The organism is Paenibacillus lupini (assembly GCF_011761355.1).
Taxonomy (GTDB): domain Bacteria; phylum Bacillota; class Bacilli; order Paenibacillales; family Paenibacillaceae; genus Pristimantibacillus; species Pristimantibacillus lupini.
In genome coordinates this window covers 779320-797626 of sequence record NZ_JAASRW010000003.1, presented here as the reverse complement: position 1 = coordinate 797626, position 18307 = coordinate 779320, and the positions used below count along the sequence as shown (strand labels likewise).

The 18307-nt window shown below is 44.5% G+C and carries 16 protein-coding genes and 1 pseudogene; 6 read left to right on the top strand and 11 right to left on the bottom strand.

Annotated features, from left to right (window positions below; genetic code table 11):
- Positions 1 to 384: 384 nt before the first annotated feature.
- A complete protein-coding gene (locus FHS17_RS13160; RefSeq protein WP_167278840.1) occupies positions 385 to 1149 on the bottom strand; it encodes an aminoglycoside adenylyltransferase domain-containing protein in 765 nt (254 codons plus the stop codon).
- A 347-nt stretch (positions 1150 to 1496) separates the two neighbouring features.
- Here FHS17_RS13160 and FHS17_RS13155 point away from each other — a divergent pair, with 347 nt between their 5' ends.
- From FHS17_RS13155 to FHS17_RS13135, 5 genes are all read left to right on the top strand, one after another.
- Complete coding sequence (locus tag FHS17_RS13155) at positions 1497 to 3272, top strand: ABC transporter ATP-binding protein (RefSeq protein ID WP_167278839.1); 1776 nt, start codon at positions 1497 to 1499, stop codon at positions 3270 to 3272.
- Positions 3259 to 5037 (top strand): ABC transporter ATP-binding protein, encoded by a 1779-nt coding sequence (locus FHS17_RS13150; protein ID WP_167278838.1) that lies wholly within the window; start codon positions 3259 to 3261, stop codon positions 5035 to 5037. The genes FHS17_RS13155 and FHS17_RS13150 overlap by 14 nt, the downstream gene beginning before the upstream one ends.
- Positions 5038 to 5156: 119 nt before the next feature.
- Positions 5157 to 6590, top strand: a complete 1434-nt coding sequence (locus FHS17_RS13145; protein ID WP_167278837.1) for a spore germination protein — start codon at positions 5157 to 5159, stop codon at positions 6588 to 6590.
- Positions 6587 to 7687, top strand: a complete 1101-nt coding sequence (locus FHS17_RS13140; protein ID WP_167278836.1) for a GerAB/ArcD/ProY family transporter — start codon at positions 6587 to 6589, stop codon at positions 7685 to 7687. Before FHS17_RS13145 ends, FHS17_RS13140 begins: the two co-directional genes overlap by 4 nt.
- Positions 7684 to 8781 (top strand): Ger(x)C family spore germination protein, encoded by a 1098-nt coding sequence (locus FHS17_RS13135; RefSeq protein WP_167278835.1) that lies wholly within the window; start codon positions 7684 to 7686, stop codon positions 8779 to 8781. Before FHS17_RS13140 ends, FHS17_RS13135 begins: the two co-directional genes overlap by 4 nt.
- A 56-nt stretch (positions 8782 to 8837) precedes the next feature.
- Here FHS17_RS13135 and FHS17_RS13130 read toward each other — a convergent pair whose 3' ends face one another.
- The 6 genes and pseudogenes from FHS17_RS13130 to FHS17_RS31110 all read right to left on the bottom strand — a co-directional run bounded on the left by FHS17_RS13130 (position 8838) and on the right by FHS17_RS31110 (position 13934).
- A complete protein-coding gene (locus FHS17_RS13130; RefSeq protein WP_415639842.1) occupies positions 8838 to 9746 on the bottom strand; it encodes an aminoglycoside phosphotransferase family protein in 909 nt (302 codons plus the stop codon).
- Positions 9715 to 10257, bottom strand: coding sequence for a GNAT family N-acetyltransferase (locus tag FHS17_RS13125; protein WP_167278834.1), 543 nt, complete (start codon positions 10255 to 10257; stop codon positions 9715 to 9717). Before FHS17_RS13125 ends, FHS17_RS13130 begins: the two co-directional genes overlap by 32 nt.
- Positions 10258 to 10350: 93 nt before the next feature.
- The gene (locus tag FHS17_RS13120; RefSeq protein ID WP_208420343.1) at positions 10351 to 11406 is read right to left on the bottom strand and encodes a CapA family protein; all 1056 of its coding nucleotides are present in this window, start codon (positions 11404 to 11406) and stop codon (positions 10351 to 10353) included.
- Between the two features lie 163 nt (positions 11407 to 11569).
- Complete coding sequence (locus FHS17_RS13115; protein ID WP_243865314.1) at positions 11570 to 12595, bottom strand: alpha/beta hydrolase family protein; 1026 nt, start codon at positions 12593 to 12595, stop codon at positions 11570 to 11572.
- Positions 12596 to 12611: 16 nt separating this feature from the next.
- Positions 12612 to 13154, bottom strand: a complete 543-nt coding sequence (locus FHS17_RS13110; protein WP_167278833.1) for a histidine phosphatase family protein — start codon at positions 13152 to 13154, stop codon at positions 12612 to 12614.
- Between the two features lie 228 nt (positions 13155 to 13382).
- A pseudogene (locus FHS17_RS31110) lies at positions 13383 to 13934 on the bottom strand (DUF6882 domain-containing protein).
- A gap of 40 nt (positions 13935 to 13974) precedes the next feature.
- On the opposite strand from FHS17_RS31110, the gene FHS17_RS13095 reads away from it, so the two are divergent.
- Entirely contained in the window at positions 13975 to 14253 is a 279-nt protein-coding gene (locus FHS17_RS13095; RefSeq protein ID WP_167278939.1) for a M28 family peptidase, read from the top strand.
- Between the two features lie 164 nt (positions 14254 to 14417).
- Here FHS17_RS13095 and FHS17_RS13090 read toward each other — a convergent pair whose 3' ends face one another.
- The 4 genes from FHS17_RS13090 to FHS17_RS13075 all read right to left on the bottom strand — a co-directional run bounded on the left by FHS17_RS13090 (position 14418) and on the right by FHS17_RS13075 (position 18135).
- Positions 14418 to 15335: a formylglycine-generating enzyme family protein gene (locus tag FHS17_RS13090; protein ID WP_167278830.1), complete on the bottom strand. Its 918-nt coding sequence runs from the start codon at positions 15333 to 15335 to the stop codon at positions 14418 to 14420.
- 78 nt (positions 15336 to 15413) lie between these two features.
- Positions 15414 to 16049 carry a glycoside hydrolase family 11 protein gene (locus tag FHS17_RS13085; protein ID WP_167278829.1) on the bottom strand — a complete coding sequence of 212 codons (636 nt, stop codon included), beginning with the start codon at positions 16047 to 16049 and terminating at the stop codon, positions 15414 to 15416.
- A 294-nt stretch (positions 16050 to 16343) separates the two neighbouring features.
- Positions 16344 to 17612: a carbohydrate-binding domain-containing protein gene (locus FHS17_RS13080; protein WP_167278828.1), complete on the bottom strand. Its 1269-nt coding sequence runs from the start codon at positions 17610 to 17612 to the stop codon at positions 16344 to 16346.
- A 157-nt stretch (positions 17613 to 17769) separates the two neighbouring features.
- On the bottom strand, positions 17770 to 18135 hold the full coding sequence (locus FHS17_RS13075; RefSeq protein WP_167278827.1) for a winged helix-turn-helix transcriptional regulator: 366 nt from the start codon (positions 18133 to 18135) through the stop codon (positions 17770 to 17772).
- Positions 18136 to 18307 lie beyond the last annotated feature (172 nt).

Sequence of the window (18307 nt, the reverse complement as noted above, 5' to 3'; positions counted from 1 at the left end):
TCTGGAGAAGCGTCAGCGTTCGCTTTTGTGAGGGGATTCCTACCTTAACTCGTTGATTCAAAGGAATCCCCGAGCAATGGCGATCGGAAGAACATTCGAATGCGTAGGTTGCTGCTTAACCTAAATAAAAAAGGGCTGCACCATAGTCATATCAATGATCTATGGTGTGGCCCTTTATTTTTCAATTATCGAGAAAACAACTTGAAGTTTGATTTATCTAGAGTTAGACCAGCAACCGGCAGAATGTTTAAGCCGAAATCCACATCAAGCAGAGCGCCATTAGTATTGAGGACCTGCTCGAGCAGACCATTGCCGAGATGCTGGACGAGATGTAGCAAACGATTTCCATTCAAACCGATCAAAGCTTTATTTTATGAATGGAGATCAGTAAAATTGATGGATTTTATTTTGCATATACTCGGCAAACTCTACTAACTGCTTGTTATCAAACTCCAGCTTTTTCTCCTTACCTCTACCGATGTATGCCTCTAAGCATTTGTTAATCATAGAATGGAACTTGCTCGGTAATGTGCGCAATCCCCACTCTCCCCCTTCTAGCTTGGAGGATACGGTACCTTCCTGCAAATACAAGAGTACTCTGCATAAATTCAAACAATAATACACCGGTTGGTCCACAATTTCCTTTGAAGCATCTCCGATATCATTAAGTATGGAATGTACATAATATTTACGCTCTACGGGTTGGAACAGATCTCGAATGGGACTGCCGTAAAGGGTAATTCCCCTATGATAGATGACTGTACAATGTGCAGCTAGATCCGGATCCTCAAACCCGCCGCAAAGGTAATCCGGGTCTGATTGATACCGCTCACGATGATAATCAGAGTAATGGTATTCAAATGGAGTCGGATAAACAAAGCTGCGTATATAAGTCTCTAAGACCACACTAAGCTCAATTCCCCCTCCACTTGGCCTTTCATCATGGAGCAGTAACACATGCTCTGTCATCGCCTTTTGTTCGTCTTTTGATAACCTGTTGTTCACAACAATTAATAAATCCAAATCACTTTTATCCGGATTAAAACATCCCATGGCAAGCGATCCGTGCAAATAGATGCCAGACAGGTTATCCTGTAACACCTTCTGAAAGGTGGTCACCATTTTAGCTAAGTACGTGTCTATATTCATATATTGTCCGCCTTCAATATATCGTCCATGATGTTCCTCCCATCGTAAAATGGTAAAAACAACTACTTACAAAGTATACCATGCAAATAAATTGAAGAAGTTGTCAGTTATTTTCGTAGTTTCAACTTGCTATTTGCACACAAACAACCCATAAATAACGTCAATAGAAATTCCTCATGTAAACATAAAAAATCCCACTTACTTTCCATGCAAACGTGATATAATCTCCATAGTTTTCAATTCAAGGAAGAGCCGTCTCTATTCCATTGGATGTTCCTATCCAAGGAGGAGGGAGGGCTGTTCTCTCTGAAATTCGGAAATCCACACACAAAAAAGTTGGTGATCAGATGTTTCAACTCAATTGGTTATGGCAGAACTTGAAAGGCGACCGTGTACGGTATATTCTCGCGTTGTGCCTATCGGTCGTAGGCTCCTCGCTTACGATTATTAACCCGTACATTGGTCAGCGCATTGTCGATACCTTTATCGCAGGCGATAATGCCGTTCAAAATCTGACGGATAAACGGGCGCTGCTGATCGGCCTTTGTATTGGCATGATCGGCTTTTCCCTGCTGCGTACAGGTCTGGCCTATTTTACAACCTTGCTGTACGAACGCGCATCACAGAACGTGCTATACCGTGTCCGGATTTATCTGTACAACAAAATTCAAGGACAAGACATGAATTATTACGACCGCAACCGTACCGGGGACCTGATGACCAAGATGACAGGTGACCTTGATATGGTGCGTCACTCCATGGCTTGGATCATTAAGACGATTATCGAGTCGCTGACGGTATTCCTAGCAGCGGTCGCCTACTTCTTCTTCATCGACGTTGGACTCACCTTATGGCTGCTTCTTCTGTCGCCGCCAATTTTTATCGTAGCGTTTATTTTCGCAAGACGCGTACGCCCGATGTATATCGACCTTCGGGAGCGGCTGTCACAGCTGAATACAACGACTCAGGAAAATATCGCAGGCAACCGTGTCGTCAAAGCATTTGCCCGGGAAGAATTCGAGATTCAGAAATTCTCCGAGAAGAATATTAATTATTCCACGGCGAACAAGAAAGCCGCTTTGGTATGGCTTGATTACTTCCCGTATCTGGAGACTCTCTCACAAGCCTTTAACGTCATCCTTATGCTCGCCGGCGGCATGCTAGTTATGGACGGACGTATTACCTTTGGTGAATTCTCGGCCTTTTCCGCGTTGATCTGGGGTCTGTCCAACCCGATGCGGAATATCGGTATTATCATTAATGATATTCAGCGGTTCTTTGCCAGCCTTAGCAAAATCGTCGATGTCTACTATGCCCAGCCTCAAATTGTTAACGAGCATAAAGGTTCCTCAACAGTTCGCTTTAAGGGCCGCATCCAGTTCGACAACGTAAGCTTCAAATACGACAGCGCAACTGTTCTGGAAAATATCAGCTTTACCGTTGAGCCGGGCGAGACGATCGCCATCATGGGAGCAACAGGCTCAGGCAAGACAACGCTGATTAATCTTATTCCACGCTTCTATGACGTGAGCAAGGGCCGCGTCTTAGTGGACGGTACCGACGTTCGCAAGCTGAAGCTTGATGAACTACGCAGCAATATTGGGGTAGCTACACAGGATGTCCTGCTGTTCTCCGATACCATTGATGGCAACATTGCTTATGGCGATCCGGATATGCCGGAAGAGGAAGTGACGAAGTTCGCTAAGCTCGCCGCCGCAGATGATTTCATCCGCAAGATGCCAGAAGGTTATGATACTGTCGTTGGCGAACGTGGCGTAGGCCTCTCCGGTGGACAAAAGCAGCGTATCGCTTTGGCCCGTGCTATGGCCGTACAGCCTCCTATTCTGATTCTCGACGATACAACTTCGGCTGTAGATAACGAGACAGAGGAGCATATTCAGCGGAGCCTTAATGAACTGGAATTCTCCTGCACGAAAATCATCATTGCTCAGCGTGTGTCCACGACTGCTCATGCTGATCGTATTCTAATTCTAGAGAATGGCCGTGTCATTGAAGAAGGCACTCATGCCGAATTATTGGCGAACCGCGGCTACTATTACGGCGTATTCAAGCTGCAGAACGAAGGCATCGAAAGAGAGGTGACCGCTCATGGCAAGAAATAAATTCGACATCGACGAGAATTTGGAGTCACCCTTTAATATACGGCACTTCAAACGTGCACTCGTCTACATCAAACGTCAGAAAAAGCCGATGATCATCGCTTTCGTGCTAAGTGCATTGTCAGCGGGTATCGCACTCTCTGCTCCGCTTATCATACAGCATGTTGTCGACTACACCATTCCCGCAAAGGACAAATCAGGGCTTGTCCTATGGTCAGTGGTTATGCTCGCGACTATTATTGTCAGCGTTATTCTGGCTACCATCCGCTCACGGATGATGACCCGTGTCGGGCAGGATATCATCTTTGATATCCGTACGGATCTGTTCAAGCATTTGCAAGAGCTGCCGTTCCAATATTATGATGATCGTCCGCAAGGTAAAATTCTGATTCGGGTCGTCAACTACGTCAACTCTGTATCAGATGTACTTTCCAACGGTATCATCAACCTTATCCTTGAGATATTGAACCTGCTCTTCATTGGTATCTTTATGTTCGCCGTCGATGCGAGACTATCGCTTATCATCCTTGGTGGTCTGCCTATCTTTATTGCCATCATGCTGCTCATCAAGACCAAGCAGCGCCGGGCATGGCAGGCCGTATCCAACAAGAGCTCCAACTTGAATGCTTACATGCAGGAAAGTATCAGCGGCATTCGCGTCACTCAAATCTTCAATCGGGAACAACGTAACGAAGGCATCTTCACCCGCCTTTCCGTCAACTATCGCCAAGCTTGGATGAGAACGATGTATTTCAACTTCCTTGTTCCATTCTCGGTTGATAACCTGACAACGCTAGTAACGACTTCCATCTATTTCGTAGGCTTGCTGGCACTGAGTCCTCAAGAAGTCACCTTCGGCGTCATTCTTGCTATGAGCAGCTATGCGGCACGCTTCTGGCAGCCGATTCTCAACATTTCTAACTTATATAACAGCTTTATCAATGCCGTCTCTTATCTGGAACGGATCTTCGAGACGCTGGATGAGCCGGTAACTGTAAGTGATGTGCCTAAGGCTAAAGAACTTCCTCCGATCAAAGGACGGGTAACGTTCGAGGATATGACCTTCGCCTACGATCCAGGCCACAACATACTGGAGAACTTAAGCTTCGATATTAAGGCGGGCGAGAGTATCGCACTTGTTGGTCCAACCGGCGCGGGGAAAACAACGGTCGTCAATCTGATCTCACGTTTTTATAACGTATCAAGTGGTAAAATACTTATCGATGGCTATGATATTGCGGAGATGAAGCTCAAATCGCTGCGAAGCCAAATGGGTATCATGCTGCAGGACAGCTTCATCTTCTCCGGTACAATTATGGACAATATCCGTTACGGCAAGCTCGATGCTACAGAAGAAGAAATTATCGCTGCAGCTAAAACGGTTTGCGCCGATGATTTCATCCGTGAGTTCGAGAATGGCTATATGACAGAGGTTAATGAACGCGGCTCGAAGCTGTCCCAAGGACAACGTCAGCTGATCTCGTTCGCCCGTACACTGCTCGCCAACCCGCGTATCCTCATTCTGGATGAAGCTACTTCATCCATTGATGCGCAGACTGAGCGCTTGCTGCAGAAAGGCTTGAACGAGTTGCTCAAAGGACGGACTTCGTTCATCATTGCCCATCGCCTCTCCACCGTTAAGAACTGCGACCGTATCATGTATGTAGCTGATAAAGGCATTGCCGAATCAGGCTCGCATGACGAACTGATGGCGCAGCGCGGCAGATATTACAAGCTGTATTCTGCTCAGAAAATGGAAGCTATTTAACAATACGCAAGGCCCCTGATCTTACCTAAGATCAGGGGCCTTTTTGTATGCCAAAAATCACATAATTAGCTGCTCCGCTGGTTAAATTAAGGAAATCAATGGCGAAGGAGGAAAAACGTGTGGATCCATCTGTTGCAGTGACAGAACATTATTTCAAGCAACTGTTCGCAGATCAAAGTGATTTCCAATCAAAGCAGCTATTCATCGGCGGGATTGAATATAGACTGTTTTATTTTGACACGTTGATTGACTCCTCCCTTATTCAAGAGTTTATATTGAGGCCATTGCTGTCCCGTCCCCAAGAAGCCGTTCGCGATGTTGTGTCGATTCTCGACTTTGCCGAAACCGAGTTATTTGATGAAGCTGTTCATGCGGTCATTAGCGGTAAAACTGTCCTGCATCGCAATGGGGAGAATCGTCTTTATCTGCTTGGCGCGGATTTAAAGAAGGAGCGCTCCATTAATATCCCGACGAATGAACGGATACTTCGGGGAGCAAACGAAGCCTTTATCGAGAACTTGGATACCAATCTTAACTTGATGCGCAAGCTCATTGCATCTAAGGAGCTTATCGTCAAAACCTATACCATAGGAAAGCTTTCGCAGACAAAGATAGCCGTTATGTATATCAAGTCAATTGCCGATTCGTCCATCATAGATAAATTGGATCAAAGGCTCAAAAGCATCGACATAGACTATGTAGAGGCACCTGGATTTATAGACGAGCTGATTCGTGAAAAGAAATTCAGCTTATTTCCTCAGCTGCTTATCACGGAACGGCCTGATCGTGCACGTGCTTATTTAATGGAGGGGAAGGTCGTTGTATCCACTGCTGGTTCCCCTGATACGATTATTTTGCCTGTTACGTTCTGGTCGTTTTTTCAAAGTCCGGATGATTACCATAGCAGCTGGCTGGTAGGATCAACTTTTCGTCTCCTACGCCTTTTCTGTTTTTTGATCACCATTGGTCTACCTGCCTTTTATGTGTCGGTCAGCTCCTTTAATCCTCAATTGCTGCCGATTAATTTCGTTAATACGCTGCAGAGCTCACTGAAATATGTTACCTTTCCACCTTTTGTCGAGACCATATCCATGATGCTTCTCCTGGAAATATTAAGAGAGGCGACCATTCGACTGGCAAGCCCCGTCGGTCAAACAATTGGCGTTGTTGGCGGTATTGTCATCGGAACGGTTGTTGTGCAGTCTAATCTGGTGTCCAATACGATGGTGATCGTTGCTGCCTTAACGGGGCTGGCTTCTTTTGTCATTCCCTCCTACGAGATGAGTAGTGCAGTCCGCCTGCTCAGCTATCCGGCGATCCTTCTCTCCTCATTCTTTGGACTATTGGGGCTAGCGATTTTCTTTATGTTCATTTGTATTTTTTTATGCCAAATGAGTACGATGGGTGTTCCTTACTTTACACCGCCTTTTTCCATTAAGGATACGAAGGACACACTGTTGCGTGCCCCAGTCTGGAGTATCCGCAATCGCCCAGCAGAAACGGCACCTCACAATCAAACTAGGCTACGGCGTCCGAGGAGTTGGAAACGATGAGGAAGGAAGAGCATATCACCGGAAGACAGCTTATTTCTCTTACAGTTATGGCGCAGCTTGGTACTGAAGTATTATCCCTGCCTCATGTTGGAGCAACAACGGCCGGACATGATACTTGGATAGCCGTTCTTCTAAGCGGGATGGCTGCGCAGCTTGGAATCATATTGATCTGGTGGCTGGGCAGCCACTATCCGAAACGGAACTTCTATGCTTACACCAGCCAAATTGTTGGCAAGCCAATCGGAATATTGATTAATTTGATTTATGGAACCTATTACGCCTTTTCCGGACTCTTGATAACTGCTCTATATACCGACATTTTAAAAAGATGGATGTTTTCGCTCACACCGAGATGGCTTATCTTACTAATGCTTCTGATTATTTGTGGGTATGCCGCAACCTCAACGCTGAAGAAGCTAGCCTATATATCGCAATCTTTTATGCTCTTTCCCGTCATCTGCTTTTTGCTTATCGCTTTTAGCGGAGTTTATGGATTTGACGCCAAGAACCTGCTCCCTATTGTATCCGATGGCTGGAGCCCGATTCTGAAAGGAATATATGCTGCATATAGCGCTTATATTGGCTATGACTTGCTGCTTTATGCCTACCCTTACGTGCAGACTCAAAGCAAGAAGAAACTACTATGGACCATGTCCATTGCCAACGCCTGTACAATTGTGTTCTATGTCGTCGTCTGCCTTGTTTGCTCTACGATGTTTAGCTTGAAGCAGCTGATCGTTATTCCAGAGCCGATTGTTTTTATATTAAAGAACTATAAAGTCCAAATTTTGCAGAGTGTCGATATTTTGTTCCTCATCTTCTATGTAAGTGTCGTAGCAGCTACTGTTTACGTTTATTTCTTTATGGCTGCCAAAGCTTTCATGCATTTGCGTAGTGGAGGTATGGGCAAGCAGCATATTTGGGTTTGGGTTATCGTATGTGCTTGTTTCATTGCGGGCTTCTTTATGACGAAACGCAATGACCTGTTGCAAGTGGCTGCGTTTCAAGATCAGCTGTCCATCTTCTTAGTTGTCGGATTGCCAGTCATTCTGCTCATCATCTCCGGATTAAGAGGCGCTGGGAGGCGGGGAGTATGAAAAAAGGAATCGCAGCTTTCTTCCTCTGCTTGCTTCTCACGGGATGCCTCGATCAGCTGCAGCTAAAAAATCTGCTCTTTGTTGATGTGGTCGGGATTGATTACGTAGATGACAGCAAAGAGCTCAAGGTTAACTTTGTCATTTCGGCGCTTCGGGAAGCTAACCTCGGAGGAGGCAGGCAGTCTGCCTTATTTATGGAGACAACAGGGGCTAACCTCTATGAGGCCGTGTCGAAAACAAACAAGGAAATACCTGGTATCCTCTCTGTTCTGGAGACCCGGCTGTATTTAATAAGCACTAAGTTCGCTAAAGAACAGCCACTGGACCATTTGAATATTGCCAGTCAGTTTGCATCCAATCCGTTATATGCTTATCTGGCGATTTATGACGGCGATCTCTCGAAGCTGTTGGCCAAAAAAAGTATGAAGGATCAGACGGTAGCTAACTTTTTGATCGGCTTATTGGATGACGAGAAGACTAGAGGACGAATTCCTTCCAATAAACTGCTTCACTATATTCTCGGAGGTACACAGTTCATGAATGACTTCGCGCTCAATCGGTTCGAACCCTACAAGGATAGTGCACGGCTTGCAGGCACTTCCTTATTTAGTGATGGGCGATATACCGGGATTAATTTGAGTAATGAAGACACTCAACTCGCAAACCTAATGGGAGGAGAAACAGGTAAAAACCAGCTGATCATTGGTGAACAGAACGGCATCCATTATTCCATTCTCGTTCAGAATGCTAAGCGTCACTTTAAGATTAATACGGATGCCGATAAGCTGCGCGATATAGCCGTCGACATACAGATGGATGTTAAATTAATCGAAGATGGCCCGGAGTTAAAGAAGCACACCAATAAAGAACTTGCTAAGACGGAAAAAGCCATTGAAGCGGATCTAAATTCAAAGGCAGCTAAAGTGATTGCAACCATTAAGCAGGCTAATTGCGATTACCTGCAGCTGGCACATGAAGTCGCAGCCTTTCATCCTAAAGTATACTCAGGATTGAGCTGGCGTGAGCAATATCCGCAGATTGGAATCAAACCGCAAGTAAAGGTCAGGATCCTCAACAACGCTATCTTGGAATAAAACAAACAAGCGCCATACCGTTAGGTAGGCGCTTGTTTGTTACGTTCCTGAGCCTGCTATTCATTCAATAAAACATCAATAACCCGCTTCGCTTCTCTTGCCGATTCGGACTCCTTATCTTCTGCGGCGTAGGTGATTAATGCCTTCCATAACGCCCAGCCTCTTGCCCGATTTTCCGTATCGACGTCCAGGCCCACCGACTGAAGAAACACTCGTCTGCTCTCTTCGTCAAAAAAAGTCCATGCCATCGTTAGCTCAATAGCAGGATCACCAACACCCATAATGCCAAAATCAATCACGCTAGATAATTTACCGTTCTTTACAAGAAGATTTCCTGGCGCGATATCACCATGAATCCAGACAGGCTCCTTTGTCCATTCCGTTGCTATCGCTTCATTCCATATTTCTAGACTTTTCTCGGTATCCACCAAATCACCTAACGTTTCAAGTGCTTGTAAAGTCCCCTCATTGTAGACCATTGGAGGGCAGCCTCTGAAATAGTTATGCTCCCCGGCTGCTGGACCATCCGATGCGTCGATAGTTTGAAGCTCCTTAATGAAGGAAGAAAGCTCCACAGCAAATTCATTTTGACTTGAGATATTGTCATATCTTAACGTCTCTCCGTCAATCCACTTATTCACTGACCAGTAAAAGGGATATTCCTCGTCAGGCATTCCTTTTGCCAGTGGAGCTGGAATAGGTAGAGAAATATAGGGCTTCAGCTTTGGCAGCCAGTACGCTTCTTTCTCAGCTTGTGGTGCGTGCCCCTCGTCTCTTGGCAGCCTCACACTCATCTCATTCCCTAGATGAAAGGTGAAGTTGTCGTATCCTCCTTTTTCAACTGGGCGGATCGGCAGGTCTGTCCATTGCGGAAATTGCTTCTTAATTAATCGGCTGACTAGCTCGGTATTTATGGTGAACGTATTCATATCATCACTCCAGTACAAATTCCATTTGACGATCATAAGGCTCATGCTCGGCTAATTTTTGATTAACCTCTATCGCATCCATACAACCTATTTTGTGATAAAAGACTTGCGATTCCTCGGATGAATGGGTCGAGATATACAGCTTGGCTGCCCCCATCGCTTTAGCTTTCTCGGCACATAGCTCAAATAGCTTTTTCCCAATGCCTCTGCCTCTATGCTCATAGGAGACATGGATTTGCATGAGCTGCAAATACTGATTACTGCTGCCAAAAAAGTCGGATAACAGACTTGCGAAAGCAATCATACGATTAGCTCCATCAAATACACCCCATACCGTTCCACCGGAGTGGATACAACTCCTAAAGTCTTCACGAACAATCTCTTGCTTAAGTATCTCATCCCATTGCTCTATAAAAGAAATCTCTTTAAGCACCCATTCATCATGCTCTCTTCTCCAACAGCGACGAACCTCTTGGTATCGATTGAAGTGCTGCAGTAGATTTGGGGTCAGATCATTTATTGATAATTCCTTGATCACAATAGTCATACCGCATACCTCCTCATCTAAGATTTCTAAAGTATAGTTCGCGCTGTGCTTTGTTACAATGTTGAGTTTGGTTATATTCGAATTTTATTTATACTATTTTCCCGAAATTGTTCCGTCGTCATTGACCTTCACATTAAAGGAAATCTTGTTGAGTTTAGAATAAGTCGTCTCGTTGTAGGCTGCTTCTCTAAGAGTTGGTCTCGTATTTACTAATTTGACCGGTGTAACTTTGCTGCTAACCTTATCTCCATTGAATGTCAAAGTAGCAATCATGGAATCAGTAGCTTTGTTCGAACGCTGCGTTGGTGTGAACACAAAGTTTCCGAGGGAGTAGAAGATTGGTTTCCCTTTGTACGTCTCAATCCCTTGTAAACAATGGCTGTGGCTCCCCATCACCGCATCAACTCCAGCATCAATAAAAGCTTTCGCATACGTTCTCGCGTAATCCTCCGGGTAATCTTGATACTCGTTATTCCAATGGATATAGATGATGGTGATATCGGAATATTTCACGGCATTTTTGACATAGCGCATCATCAGATCAAAGTTATAGCCGGATGCGATACCAGCTTTCTTATCCCCAGCGTACCAGGAAGGTCCCGAAAGAACCCGACTAATGCCAACGATGGCTACTTTTTTACCGTTTACCTTTTCGGAATAAGCAGTAAAGGCTTCGTCTATGTTGTTCCCAGCACCAGTCCGGCCAATCTTATACTTGTCCAAATTCTGTACAGTATCTTTCAGGGCATCAACCCCATAATCGAGCGTATGATTGTTGGCAATCGATACCCCGTCAATCCCGGAGTTCACGATGCTTTCGAGTGTTTTAGGAGCGGAGCGGAAGGTGTAGGTTTTGTTGGCCTGTTGCCCGCGTGTCGAGATTGGAGTCTCCAGGTTGGCGAAGCTGATGTCTGAACCGGATAAAATATTACGCACCTTCTCAAACGGATAATCAATACCGTACTTATCGATATTAGCGGCTACTTTCCCATCTAGCAAAATATCGCCGGCAAAGCTGATCTCAATCGGCTTGTCCTGTTCAACCTTCTTCGCTGAAGCAGCCTGAACAGCGTCCCCACTTACAGAAGCTGATTCCAAATTAAACCCAACAAAAATAAGAATAGCCGCAAGGTACTTTAGAATAATCATCCATATCCACCCTCCATGTACTCTCTGAAATCTATTAATCCTCTGCAAGAAATCTACTAATGTGTATGCTCGTAGAAGAAAATAGATTACTAGAAGATAGGGTATGGAAGTGACAGATATGCAAAAAAAAGAAGCCGTGACACACGGCTTCTGTTGTTCTCAGTTATTCTGTTAGTTTTTGATACAGCCAGCTAACGGATACTCTGCCGCTAATCTCGTGTTTTCCAGGATGAATATCCGACTCGAGATGCTCCGGCACTCCCCACTCGGCATAGGTCTCCTGGAGAATAGTAATTGCATTACGTGTATCCTTCACTGGGAAGATCGGGTCATACTCTCCGGATTCTACGAACAATGCTCTAGGTGCAATCAATCCGGTAAGCTCCGGCTGTTCTGCTTCAAGAACAATACCGGGCATATAATTATCTATACAATGAGACATAGTGAGCACGCTGCCTTGAAACGTATTGACCCAGCCGCATAATACCGTTGCTTTCACACGCTCGTCTAGTGCAGATGTATACGCCCCGATTAAGCCGCCTCCAGAAAACCCGAAAACACCAATCTTCCCAGCATCTACGTCAGATCGGGATTCCAAATAATCGATTGCTCTAATCGCTTCATACACTCTCATTCCGGCTAATGTTCTTCCGTACATGAGCAGTCGAGCGGCTAAAGCTGCACAGGAATTATTGCTGTTTGATCCCGTCTTCAGCTCGCTCGCCAGCCGACGATCACCAAAGCCCATGATCTCAGGAATGACAACAATCATCCCTTGTCGAACCAGTTGAACCGCAAAGCGGTTATAAATACCGGTATCCTCCAGTTCATGATCTTCTTCGTCAAAGCCCACCGCATCTCTCATCCCGTTGCCATGCCCATGGCAGGCGAGCACGGCTGGTAATGGACCCTCTTTCCCTCTCGGAACAAGTACCCACACCGGCACATCAACCGACTCCATCGTCGAGTAAGTAACCTTCTCCAATATAAAATCGCCGTAATCGGCACGATCAATGACCTGAGCATGAAACGGATATTTCCTATCGGGTAATGTTCCTAACGCCTGCTTTAGCTTCTTCATCAGCCCAGCTCTCTTTTCCTCTGGCGAAGCTGTACGAATAGCCTGTCGTCTGTCTGCTGCCGCTTGTTCATACAGCTGCTCCAGCATTGCATCCATCGTCCAATTCATACTCTCACACACTCCCTTACTCCGTCCATATACGACGAATAACCGGAGTATCCTCTGAGAAAGTAAAATGAAATATATCCGGATTAGACAAGGCTTCCCATTCTTTAAACCCGATACGATCATCAAAGTACTTCAGCAGAAGAGAGATCAGATTGCCATGCGAAACGACTATAATGTTGTTTTTTTCACGATCGAGGGCTTCCAGAACTACACTAACAGCGCGGTTTATAGCCGTGCTGCTGGACTCCCCGCCTTCATAGCATAAATCCAGGTCATCATAGGTATGCCGAAGTCTGTCACGCCAATCCGGGTGATTCTCGCTGGACAAGACTCTCTCGGCCAATCTATGATCCAGCTCCACTTCTATACCAAGCTGATCAGCTAGAGGTTTTATGGTTTGAACTGCTCTCTCATAAGGACTTGATAGAATGCAATCAATCTCTTTCTCCATAAAAATAGTAGCAAGCTCTTCCGCTTGCCGAACACCTGACTCCGTCAGCCCAGCATTAGGCGCCTGCCCATCCGCTTTGCAATGTCTGACAACATATATATTTTTCATATCGCTTCTCTCCCTATGTGTTAATTCGCTATCATAATCACATAAGTTACAGGTTCTATTTGTGAGATGCTTCTAAGTTGATCATTCGATTCTGTTCATCGAACTGCGCTGTAACCGTAAGTTTAGAAGAAACGCCTGTTAGACTGTCTTTTGATTCGATAACTTTAAAGGCTTTGTCTTTCAGATAAAAGCTTAATGCTTTTCTGTGATTGAGTTCAAATGTCATGATCAGTTGTGCAATACCGATTCGGGTTGTTTCATTAAATCTTCTTCACTTACATCGATAGTAAAAAATGCTGTTCCTGCACCATAGTTGCCTGCATAATAAAACCGGCTTTTAAACATTCCAGAAGCGATACTTGCCATTATATGACCTTCGTTATTGGTCGCAGAGATTGTTTTTTCTGTCAATTCAGGAATGTTGTTCTTGATCCCATAAACTTTCAATTGAATGGCTTGTGTCAGACTATTAGAGCAAATCTGTGCCTGAGTGTTGCCCCAAGCCCATAATCAGGTATTTGACTGGTGCGAAACACTGCCCAACATTTGAATGGGGAATGTTAAACGGTTACCAAATGTTGCAGTTCCTGCATTCATATCTACTTTCCAATCAAGGCTGCCGATTGACTCGGTCATTGCTAGTTGTTTCTCAAGAGCAATACCACTGTATCGCTCTAGTAATTCTTGCAACGAGGAAAAATTCTCAATATCTTGTAAATCTACTGTTCTTACTGCAGGTTCAGAATTTTTCTGTTTCTTTAAAAAATCGAATAACCCCATTCTTCCACCTCTTAATATATTTAAATAGCAATTCCCATCCATAAAATTACATGAATTAATTCAGCAATTCAAGTATCCGGCGGGAACGACGATCGATGCCAGCGACCATGTTGCTTTTAAATATGCCGGAATTCCTTACGGGTACTTGGAAGCGACTAACTGGGAGCTTGGCGAGATGGACGGTTACACACAAACGGAAAAAGACGGCGAGATCTGGCATACGCCAAAAGACACAATCGATTACATTGACACAAACTATCCCGGACGCATCGAAGAGCATCTCGGCTCCTTCACACGTCTGCTGTACGTTCGCTGCTAACACGGCCCGAGCGGAAGATGCGGTCATGCTGAACAACCTTCTATATCCACAATAAACGAAACAACCTTAGTTCGGTTAATCGCCGAGCTAAGGTTGTTCTTGTAAATAAATACAAAGAGACACAGAATAATTCCGTGCCTCTAGTCACTATGCCAATTTCCCTTTTAGCCATTCCGAGTCACACGAAAACCTTGATCGGGACCAAAGCCATTCGCCTCAAACTTTCCTCGAAAAGCTGTCTCACTGCTGCTAATGTCACCAATCCAGCCGCCACCCTTAACAACCCGTAAAGAGCCACTATCGCTATTCAAGTCTCCGTACCAGTTCCAGCACCATTCCCTAACGTTACCTGACATATCGTAGAGTCCAATCTCGTTTGGTGTCTTACCACCAACGGGTTTGGTCTGAACATGGTTGTTCTCAATTGCTGGCCAGTTCCAATCCCCAGACAACGCCTTTACCCCAGCATTTCTCCAATACCATTCTACTTCATCGGGATTATTACTTCCGCTGTACGTGTAGCTCTTGCTCATCTGACCGCCGCCTGCGGCATACTCCCATTCTGCTTCTGTTGGCAATCGGTAACCATTAGCTTCTGTGTTGACTGTAATTATCCATTTTATATCATCATTTTCACTCTTATTATTCGGGTCTTTCCTATTCTTATCTATGTTATAAAACGGTTTATAACCCTCTTTAATACTCCTATTATTACAATACTCAATGACGTCGTACCAGCTCACCATCTCTACCGGCAGATCATCGCCTTTGAACTGTGAGGGATTAGTTCCCATGACCTCGGTCCACTCTTTTTGAGTCACTTCATATTTACCCATATAAAAATTAGATAGCGTTCCATTTAGTCCATAGTAATTAGATTTTGTATTTTTAAAAATACCGCCTTTGACCAACACAAAGTTGGTCATCTTGTCCGTCTTTTCTGTCTTGTCAGTCGTGCCAGTACTAGTCGCCACGGGACTTTCCTTACTTTCCGTCTGCCCCGTCTTGCCGGGCTTATCTTGCGAGCAAGCGCTAATCATAACCATTGCAGCTATCAGAAGGAATAGGATTGGCTTTCTCATTGTTTTTTGATCTCCTTTAAAATTCATAAGGCCGCCGGCTGTGAGACCGGCAGGCCCTATTTTTATCAAATGATTATATTACCACACCGTTACGTTAGAGCTGCCGCTGCTTTGGTAGCCTTCAGTTGCGAGTACTTGGTATGACCAGCTGCTTCCCAGATTCATTCCCTTGCTCTTCCAAGCGTTAACATGGTTGCTGAATGTGATTGCAACGTTGCTGCCTGTCGCTCTCTTCGACTGACGAACACTCCAGAACTGAGTGAAGGTTGCCGTTCCATCAATGGAAGGTTGGTTAACCCGTTGAGTTGTATAGATATCATAAGTGCCGCCATCGCTGCTTACAGTGCCTTTGAATGATCCAGTAGGTCTGTAAGTACCCCAGCTATCGACAACATAATATTCGATAAGGGAGTTTCTTGTCCATCCGTAAAGCGTTAAGTATCCGTTGCCGCTTGGCGCAAATACTCCTGCATTATAATTAATAACGCGGGAAGCTGATCCAGTACCCCAGCCTTTACCAACAACAAAATTCCCTGTATTTGACCATGAAACGCTGTAATTCCCGCCAGATCCATTGGTAGCATTTACGGTACCGCCGCCATCTGTCCAATTTTGCCAGTAGTCTGTTGCTGCATTTGCCGAAGCTGCAAACAAGCCAATGCTCATAGAAGCTGCAAGTAAGGTTACCGCGATTTTCTTTTTAATTTTAAACATAATCTACCTCCTAGAATTTGGTTTGATTGGACTTACATACTACTTGAATCATTTATTTCCGTTTGATTCTAGCTGCAGTACTGTAATTATTCCTCATTTCCATCTACCAATTTCTTACTGTAACCTCCTCTCTGACAAGATTATAGAAGGAAAACGCTTTCATGGATACGGAACAGATTAAAGGTCTATCCCTAATTTCTTAAGTAATTTCAACTTTCGCAAAAAGTAGGACGGCGCTTGGCATAAAAAAACCTTCACTCCGCTGTTAAGCGAACTGAAGGTTTGTTGTGTCTATTAGCGCATGCCTTTACCGCCGCCTGCTCCCCCTCGGCCTCCACCACCGCGTGATTGGGTAATTTCAGTAATCTTTTCTCCATTGACCGTAACATCTCCGCCGTTTAATTGAGCTGTTCCATCCGAGTCAAAAGCGGAAGTTGCTTCCACATTAATGGTACCTCCATTAATATAGAGATCACCGTTTGAATCAAATGCGTCCGTATCACCGCTAGCCATACTTACTTCAATCGTACCGCCATTCACTTCAATCGCCACATCAGAATTGACTTTTGGTGAGGCATTTATACCATCATTGTTCGCATACAAGGTGATTTGACCATCGTTTATTTTAATATAGTTTGCCTCGATGCCTTCTTCACTTGTCTTAATATTAATGGTGCCGCCATCAATCTGAACCATGCTGTTACCGCGGATTGCATCATCAGCAGCCGTGATATTTAAAGTGCCATTTTTAATATAGATATACCCCAGGGAAGCATCCTCTTCGTTCTCGCTGTGCAAAGCATCCTTATCAGAATCTATTGTAATTGATCCATTATTGATAAGGATTGCATCATTAGCCTCTAATGCATCTGCAGAGGATTGGATGTTATAGTCTCCTCCTGTAATTTTAAGATCATCCTTGGAGGAAATGCCATTCCCTTCACTAGATACAATTCCTAGTGTACCAACTCCATTCAGGGTCAGATCTGCTCTTGAGAAAATAACGGCATCCAGATTAGTATCTCCATCCGCCACATAGCTTCCGGAAACCTCCATGTGGTTCTCACTGTCTGTCGTTGTAATGAATACTTTATCCGCAGCTTTCACATAAATGGCTGGTGCATCTTCATTCGTTATGCTGGCGTCATTAAGGACGATTTGAACTTTGGCATCCTCAGGAGCTTCGACCGTAACTGTTACATTACTCACCTCGCCGCTTAAGACATATACACCTTCTGTATTCAGCGTCACATCTTTATCGTTTTCCAATTGAATTTGTGTGGCCGCTGAAAGATCTACAGACTGTTCGAGATCCCGGTCACTGAATAGCTCCGATGTATCTAGAGCGGTAGTGTCAGCTGCTGACGTTCCAGTTCCAGTTGATGTCCCTGTATTACTTGCTGATGGACTAGTTTCTGATTGAGTGGGAGTTGATTGGGCTACAGTTGAAGTAGCAGCAGCATTCTCGCTGCTGACTTGTGCCTTAGAGCATCCCACCGCAGTTACGCTAAGTAATAGAGCTAAAGTAATCGCACTTATGTTATTAACCCTCGTTTTTTTCATAAATGAACACTCCTTTTTATCCTTTGTTTATCTGAATCACTTGATCTCGCCTTGGCATATTTGAATCATAAAGTACTATTCTTAAATCAAACTTAAACTTAAAAATACCCTGAAGCTGCTAGTTCAACAGTCTTCAGGGTATTCGTCTTCAGTTAACCTATTTACTCTCTGGTGACTCATCCTCCAGCAAGGTAATCTCTTCTCCCTGCAGCTGTCTCATTTTAATATTCTCTCTTCCCCAAGAACACATCACATCAACGATTTTATTCGCTGTAATACCATATTCCGTGAGGCTGTATTCGACCTTAGGCGGCATTTGCTGGTATACATATCTGCTCACGAGTCCATCCTTCTCAAGCTCGCGAAGCTGCTGAATCAATACCTTTTGCGAGATGCCTTGAATATTGCGCTGCAATTCACTTGTTCTCTTCACACCGCTCATTAACAAGCAGATAATGAGTGTTTTCCATTTTCCACCAAGTATCTCCAGCGTTGCTTCAATACCCAGGTTATATTGTTTCATTGAATAACACCTCGTTTATGCTGATCAAAGAGCCGGTCGAAACCTTTATTGTCGCATGGCTTTTTTATAGAGTCCAGTACTTACTTTGAGGTAACTATCTTACTTTATTGTGTGTATTTTCATTTAGTGAAATCGGCGCAATAATGATGATATTCAAACAAGGCATTCTAGA

Excerpts from the sequence above, each read along its gene's own strand:
- FHS17_RS13160 (WP_167278840.1), bottom strand. The coding sequence starts at position 1,149 with ATGAATATAGACACGTACTTAGCTAAAATGGTGACCACCTTTCAGAAG.
- FHS17_RS13155 (WP_167278839.1), top strand. The coding sequence starts at position 1,497 with ATGTTTCAACTCAATTGGTTATGGCAGAACTTGAAAGGCGACCGTGTA.
- FHS17_RS13150 (WP_167278838.1), top strand. The coding sequence starts at position 3,259 with ATGGCAAGAAATAAATTCGACATCGACGAGAATTTGGAGTCACCCTTT.
- FHS17_RS13140 (WP_167278836.1), top strand. The coding sequence starts at position 6,587 with ATGAGGAAGGAAGAGCATATCACCGGAAGACAGCTTATTTCTCTTACA.
- FHS17_RS13135 (WP_167278835.1), top strand. The coding sequence starts at position 7,684 with ATGAAAAAAGGAATCGCAGCTTTCTTCCTCTGCTTGCTTCTCACGGGA.
- FHS17_RS13130 (WP_415639842.1), bottom strand. The coding sequence starts at position 9,746 with ATGATCGTCAAATGGAATTTGTACTGGAGTGATGATATGAATACGTTC.
- FHS17_RS13125 (WP_167278834.1), bottom strand. The coding sequence starts at position 10,257 with ATGACTATTGTGATCAAGGAATTATCAATAAATGATCTGACCCCAAAT.
- FHS17_RS13120 (WP_208420343.1), bottom strand. The coding sequence starts at position 11,406 with ATGATTATTCTAAAGTACCTTGCGGCTATTCTTATTTTTGTTGGGTTT.
- FHS17_RS13115 (WP_243865314.1), bottom strand. The coding sequence starts at position 12,595 with ATGAATTGGACGATGGATGCAATGCTGGAGCAGCTGTATGAACAAGCG.
- FHS17_RS13110 (WP_167278833.1), bottom strand. The coding sequence starts at position 13,154 with ATGAAAAATATATATGTTGTCAGACATTGCAAAGCGGATGGGCAGGCG.
- FHS17_RS13090 (WP_167278830.1), bottom strand. The coding sequence starts at position 15,335 with ATGAGAAAGCCAATCCTATTCCTTCTGATAGCTGCAATGGTTATGATT.
- FHS17_RS13085 (WP_167278829.1), bottom strand. The coding sequence starts at position 16,049 with ATGTTTAAAATTAAAAAGAAAATCGCGGTAACCTTACTTGCAGCTTCT.
- FHS17_RS13080 (WP_167278828.1), bottom strand. The coding sequence starts at position 17,612 with ATGAAAAAAACGAGGGTTAATAACATAAGTGCGATTACTTTAGCTCTA.
- FHS17_RS13075 (WP_167278827.1), bottom strand. The coding sequence starts at position 18,135 with ATGAAACAATATAACCTGGGTATTGAAGCAACGCTGGAGATACTTGGT.